Origin of the sequence: Streptococcus mitis, from assembly GCF_019929545.1 — a bacterium.
GTDB classification, from domain to species: domain Bacteria; phylum Bacillota; class Bacilli; order Lactobacillales; family Streptococcaceae; genus Streptococcus; species Streptococcus mitis_BU.
The window spans coordinates 1-7,729 of record NZ_JAHZPT010000049.1; the positions used below are offsets into that span (position 1 = coordinate 1).

The 7,729-nt window shown below is 38.0% G+C and carries 1 protein-coding gene; it reads left to right on the forward strand.

Features of this window, described 5'->3' with window-relative positions:
• Positions 1-67 precede the first annotated feature (67 nt).
• On the forward strand, positions 68-7,729 hold a 7,662-nt coding region (locus tag K1I71_RS09310), incomplete at its 3' end, for a mucin-binding protein (protein ID WP_223330830.1).

Here is a 7,729-nt window from a genome sequence, read left to right on the forward strand (position 1 = left end):
TAATAACCTCATCTTATGATAAGGCTATTATCTCATATTTTGGTGTCCATTGGATAGGTTTTTAGAGGTGCCCTTATTATTACCAAATGGAAATGCTGTTATTGAAAAAGCTGATAACACTCATGTGCTTTTGAATCAAGGTGATGTTATTGAGATGGCAAATCCTCAAACGAAGCTTCCAATCCGTGGGGTTTATAACCATACAACTGGTGCTTTAGGTGAAGGTACTCTTGGCGATGAAGGAGAAAGTCAATTACTTGATCCAGCGGTGGCAACTGAGTATAAACTCCGCCAAGCACAAGGAAATGAATATGTTCTTGAAGGAGTTCGTGCTAATCTTGGTGTCAATAATGACAAAGCCTATGTTCGTGGTTGGGTAGATTTTAATAATAATGGTAAATTCGATCTTAATGAATCTTCAGAAATTGTAGAAGTTAACAAAAACGGAACTTACAATATTAAATTTAAAAATACACCTCAATTATTAGATACTTCAGCAGATAGCTTAGGTGTGCGTTTACGTATTTCGTTAACTAAAGATGAAATTCTAGAACCAACAGGTGTAGCATCATCAGGGGAAGTAGAAGACTTTGAAACACATGTGATTCACATGCCACGCGGTACTAAACATGAAACCAGTGACTTCCAAGGTCGTGAACAAACTGTTAAGTTACCAACAAATGCGATGTTTACAGCTAGTGGTAAAAACAAAGATTCCAAATATAAACAATGGGCTCAGATTGAAAATGAAAGCTTACCACCGAAAATTGTTTTAACAGATAAACAAGTGGCGTCAGAAGAAGCGTACACACCAACAGATAGCGAATTACCATCAAACTATCGTAAAGGTGATAATGGTAAAGTTTTCGTTGAACGTAATGGTGCAACAGTATTCACTGGAGAGTATGTAACCGTTAAAGATAAGAACAATAAAGTTCTCGGTAAAGGTCTAAAAATTACAAATCCATTGAATAACAAAACAGAATACTTACTTGACACATATACTGAATATGATACTGCAGGAAATGAAGTAGGTACATATAAAGTAAACCCAGCAAGTAACGGTAAGAATGTTTCTATTGGTAATGGTCTATATGAAACTACTTTAACCTTTAAACCGGTAGACGCATATGTAGGTACAGCAAAAGGTATTGCAGTTCGTGCATGGGATGATAACAATAGTTCAACTGGTTGGGAAGCAACAAATGATACTATCGAAGCTTCTAAAACATCTACTACACTAGCAGAAAAAGACAAGGTTCTTGAAAATGTAAATAATGGAAATAACGGCTACAAATCAATGGATACTAGCTATATTCCAACTGTTATTGACGTACGTCCAGTAGGTGAAGACACAATTACAGAAGATGTACAAGGTGCCGAGCAAAAATCTAATCCAACCATTCCTGCTTATGCAACTGTTGAAACAGTAACAAATGATAAGATTGAAGATACGAAGTATACAGCGAATTTTGCAATTTTAGATAAAACTAAAAAACCAACTTTAGCAACTAAAAAAGAAATTCCTGGAAAAGTATATACTGAAGATACAAAAGTTGATAAAGAAACAGAAGTAACATTACCTAGTGGAAACACAGCAACATTCAAACCGGCTGATAAGATTCCTGCAAATACAAGAATCGCTGAAACTGAAGCTGTGACAGTTAATGGAACAGGAGATGTACTTGTAAGTAATGTTCGATATGGTACTGGTTCAGTACCTGCAGGAGCAATTTTAGAAGGTGCAGAACCTACAGTTACAGAGCCGACAACAGTTTTAAGAAATGGAGCAAATGTTGTTATTCCAGTAGGAAGTAAAGTTCAAAAAGGTGATCAACTTGTTACTCCACTTAAGATAACTGGAGGAGCTCAAATAACTACATGGAAGAAAACATATCAAAATGGTGAGACTATTCCACAAGTTACGGCTGATAAATTCTCTGTTTTAGGGAAAGAGACTCCAGCGGATCAGCTTGTTCCGAAAGGTGAGAGTGTCACATTAAACGGAACAACATACAACGCTAACAATGATATTGTTCCAAAAGGATCTCGCGAAGCAACAACGTATGAGAACTTAATGGGTTCTAAACTTCCAGATGCAGTTCATATTGATCCTGAAACTGGAGAAGTTACAACAGTACCTCGTAGCTATACTAAAGTAACAGATACAGAAATCGTAATCGAAAATGAAGGTACGTACACATTAAATCAAGATAGTGGTGAAATTAAATTTACTCCACATCCTAAGTTCGTAGGTACAGGTACAGGTGTAGTAAAACAACAACCTGATATCGACTATAACGATAAAGTAGCAGGGGATTCTGTAACAAGTAAATATGGAACTGACTATGGTAAAGCGAAATATATTCCAATAGTTAAACCACAATCAAAAGCATCGATTACTCGTACAATTCACTATGTATACGAAAATGATAATGATAATCCAGCAAGTCAAGATTCTTATAAAGATAATGATCCAATCGTAGCTATCGATAACACACCAGTTACTCGTACACAAACGATTGATTATACTCGTGATTACAAGATCTTCTCTGAAGCAGGAACTACTGACTCTGCAATCACAACTACTAACCAAGTTACAGATGCATCTGGTCATGTTTACAATGTTGGAGATACTATCCCTGCAGGAACTAAGTTTAACCAAGGTTCAATTATCATCGGTAAATGGACTGCTTCAAGTGATGCAAACTCTAAATTTAAAGAAATTATCTCACCAACAGTTAAAGGGTATACTGCTGAAGTAGTAACAGCTAACTTCACACCAAATGCTGATGGTAAGATGGGACACATCCATAATGGAAAACAACCTGTAGGATTATATACTCCAGTAGCAGATAATACAAAAGATGTTGGAGCATATGAACCATTAGTATCAGAAGTTCGTTCAGACGACAAAGATGACTTTGACATGTATGTTGTTTACAAAGCTGATACTCAAAAAGCTAAAGTAACATACATCGATTTAGATGCTACAGGTGATGCTCGTATTCTTGAAGTTCAAAACGCTAATCCAGCTCCTGCAACAGGTGCAGATGCGAAAACAACTTATGGTGTTACAACACTTAAAGGTAAATCTCATACAGCGATTCCTTATAAAACAGCTGAAACAATCAAGAAATATGAAGACCTTGGATATGAATTAGTAACGGATGACTTTACAAATAATACTCAAGGGAATCCAGTTGAAGGTGGACGTAAGTTCGATGATGATAAAGAAGTAGATCAAGCATTCAATGTCTACCTACGTCACAAGAAAGTTACTCGTAAAATTAAAGATACCCAAGAAGTGACACGTACAATCGAGTACAAATATGCAAGTACAGATGATGTACCAGCAGATAAACGTGGAACAACAGCAGCACCAACAGTGACTGAAACACTTCACTATGAACGTGACCGTACAATCGATTACACATTAGCTGCAAAAGAATATCCAACAGAATACGCTACTTATAAGGCTGTATTGGATAAGAGTGGATATGATTCTCCAGAAGAATACAAAGCTCGTACAGTTTACTACGATCACATCACAAACAAAGCAATTGCAGCAGATGCAACAGCTGCTCAAAAATCAATCGTTACATTTGGACCATGGACTCCAGTAGGTGGAACATCTAACGATGCAATTACCTTATCTGATGCAGAAAAAGCTAAAGATGATAAATTCAACCTTGTTAACTCTCCAGAAGTAACTGGTTATGTTCCAGATAACGCTACCGTAGAAGCGACTGCAGCAATCGATGCAGAAGCAGATGACTACAAGATTACAGTTCTTTATACTCCAGTGGAACAAAAAGCTGTAGTTAAATTCGTAGAAGTAGATCCTACTAATACAGATAAAGTCATTACTCCAGGTCTTGCAGATCCAATCGCAGTAACAGGTAAATCTGAAGCAGCTTACCCAGCTACAACAGCAACTTCAGTAACAGATAAGATTGCTGAGCTAGTTAAGAAAGGTTACGAACTAGTAAATAACGGATTTGTATCAACAGATAAATTCGATAAAGATGCAGCAGTTGATCAAGAATATGTTGTGAAATTCAAAGCTAAAGTAGTTGATGTTCCATCATTTGATCCAACAAAACCATCAAGTGATGACAATCCAAAACCAACTCCAGGTGTAACACCAATCGATCCAAATAATCCAGATGGACCAAAATGGACTGAAGCCTTAATCAACGCTGTAAAAGTACAAGAAGAAGTAACACGTACTATTAAGTATGTATACGAAGATGGTACTCCAGTAGCAGAGTCTGATTTAACAAGTGTAGCTGATAAGAAAGTTAAAACACTTAAATTCACACGTTCTGGTAAGATTAATGTAGCAACAGGAGAAATCACATACGGAGATTGGTCAGCTGATCAAACATTCGAGGCAGTAACTTCTCCAACACTTGAGAAATACACTGCGGCACTTGCAGGTGTAACACCAGCAGTTGCAGACGTACCAGCGAAAACTGTAGCGGCTACAGATAAAGACTTTGAAGAGACAGTAATCTACTCTACAAAACCAACAACTGTAGACCCTAACAAACCAACAGATCCAACAAATCCAAATGTTACTCCACAACCTGATGATGTAGTACCTAATGATCCAAAAGGACGTACGTACAGAGAACTAGGTTTAGTTGAAGAAGTAACACACACAGTTCACTACAAACTTGAAGACGGTTCAGATGCAGGTATCGCTGATAATGTACAAACATTAACATTTACACGTACTGCAGAGGTAGATCCAGTAACAGGAGCAATCTCTAACTACGGTACATGGAAAGCTAGAGGTGGAGATACAACAATTGATGCTGTAACAACACCAAATAAAGATGGATATGTAGCTTCAGCGAAAACATCTACAGAACGTACAAATGTATCAGCTACGGATAAAGATAGTGAAGAAACAATTATCTACCGTAAACTTGGTTCATATGTACCAGTAGTACCAGAAGGCATCACACCTCCGGCAGATGCTGACCTAAATCCAAAACCATATCCAAATGCAACTCCAGCAGATCCTACAAAACCAGGAACACCTACTGAAACACCAGTAGTACCATACATCCCTGGAACAACACCAGTAGGACCAAATGGAAAACCATTGACACCGAAAGATCCTAACGATCCAACCAAAGGATATGAAGTACCAGGCTTACCAACAGATCCAACAGAGAACACTACAATTACCTATGTTAAAGATGGATCACAAGTAGCGGTTGTTCACTTCATCGAAGTAAACAGTGAAACGGATAAGACTGAAAAAGGTGCAGTTGCAGAATCAGTAGTAGATACTGGTGATACAGGTAAAGCATTCACTAAAGCTGCTGATGTAACATCAACAATTGAAGCACTTAAAGCTAAAGGATACACAGTTGTTGAAAACAACTACCCAACAGATGGTACATTCGATGCAGATTCTAAGACTAACCAAGTATACAAAGTTTTAGTAACTGCTAAGCCAATTACTGTAAATCCAAACGATCCAACTCCAACGAAAGATCAACCAATCGATCCAAATAATCCAACAGGACCAAAATGGACTCCAGAGTTAATCAAAGAGTTAGAAGACGGACGTAAAGAGGAAGTGAAACGTACAATCAAGTATGTTTACGCAGATGGTTCAAAGGCTGCTGATTCAGTACAAGAAACTAAAGAGTTCAAACGTTCAGCAACTATCAATCCAGTAACTGGTAAGGTTACATTCGGAGAATGGTCACCAGCTCAAACATTTGAAGCTGTAACTTCACCAAAAGTTACAAACTTCACTCCAGATAAAGAGACTGTACCAGCGACAGAAGTAACAGCAACTGCTGAGGATATTACTGAAACAGTAATCTATACTACCAAACCAGCAAATATCGATCCAAGTAAGCCAGTAGATCCAAATACTCCAAATGTTACTCCTAAACCTGAAGACAAAGTACCAAACGATCCAAAAGGACGTACTTACAAAGAATTAGGATTAATCGAAGAAGTAACACACACAGTTCACTACAAACTAGCTGACGGATCAGATGCAGGTATCCCTGACAATGTACAAACATTAACATTTACTCGTACAGCTGACTTAGATCCAGTAACAGGAGCAATCTCTAACTTTGGTACATGGACAGCTAAAGACAATGATACAACAATCGACGCTGTAACAACTCCAAACAAACCAGGATATGTAGCTTCAGCAGCTAAATCTACAGAGCGTACAGAGGTTAAAGCTACTGATAAAGATAGCGAAGAAACAATCATCTACCGCAAACTTGGTTCATATGTGCCAGTAATTCCAGAAGGAGTAACACCTCCAGCGGATGCTGACTTAACACCAAAACCATATGAAGATCCAACCAGTGAAGATCCTACAAAACCAGGAACACCTACTGAAACTCCAGTAGTACCATACATCCCTGGAACAACACCAGTAGGTCCAAACGGTAAACCATTAACTCCGAAAGATCCTAACGATCCAACGAAAGGATATGAAGTACCGAAACAGCCAGAAGATCCAACTCAAAACACTACAATTACGTATGTTAAAGATGGTTCTCAAGTAGCTCTAGTTCACTTCATTAAAGAGGATGGTACTGCAGTTCACGTATCAGTTGCGGAAGCAGGAGATACAGGTAAAGCAATCAAGACAACAAACATTGATAACGTTAAAGCTGAATTAGAAGCTAAAGGTTATGAAGTTGTTGCTCCAACTGATGCAGCTTATACAGCAGAACGTGTAGCATTCTACGCAGAAGCTAACCGTACATTTGATGACAAGGATGACAAAGGTAATGATGGAATTAGTCAAGTTTACTATGTAATCGTTAAAGAGGGAATCACTCCAATCGATCCAGATAAACCGCTAGATCCAAACAATCCAAACACAACTCCAAAACCAGGAGACAAAGTACCTGGAGATCCAAAACAACGTACATACGAACAACTAGGATTACTAGATGAAGTAAATCGTACAATCAACTACAGATACGCTAATACTGATAAAGTAGAAGAAGCTAAACGTGGTCAAGAAGCTGCAGCTACTGTAGAACAAAAACTTCGTTACTCTCGTAAAGGTGATTTAAACAAAGTAACAGGTGAAATCACTTATACTTCTGATTGGACTGAACCTCAAACATTAGCTGAAGTAACATCACCAGTTATCGACGGATACGTTGCGGATATTAAAGCAGCTGAAAAAGTAGAGAACGTAGCTCACGATGCAGCTGATTCTGTAGTAAATGTTGTTTACACACCACTAGGTAAATATGTACCAAAAGTACCAGAAGGATTCGAAGTTCCAAAAGTTGAGAAACCTCAATATCCAAACGATCCAACAGATCCAACTAAACCAGGAACACCAACAACAGTGATTCCTCACGTTCCAGGAACAACTCCAAAAGATCCAAATGGAAATCCACTGAAACCAGTAGATCCAAACGATCCAAGTAAAGGATATGTTCCACCAACACCTGAAAATCCAACAGAAGATACGCAAATCACTTATGAGAAAGATACTCAAAAAGCGAAAGTAACTTATGTGGTAGAAGGAACAGGAACAGTACTTCACACAGATAACCTAGAAGGTAAATCTGGAGAACCAATCGAGTACAGTACAGTAGCTAAACTTGCTGAATTGAAAGCTCTAGGATATGACCTAGTAAGTGACGGATTCACAACTGCTACAGATAAGAACTACGATAAAGATACGAAAGTAGATCAAAGCTTCGTAGTT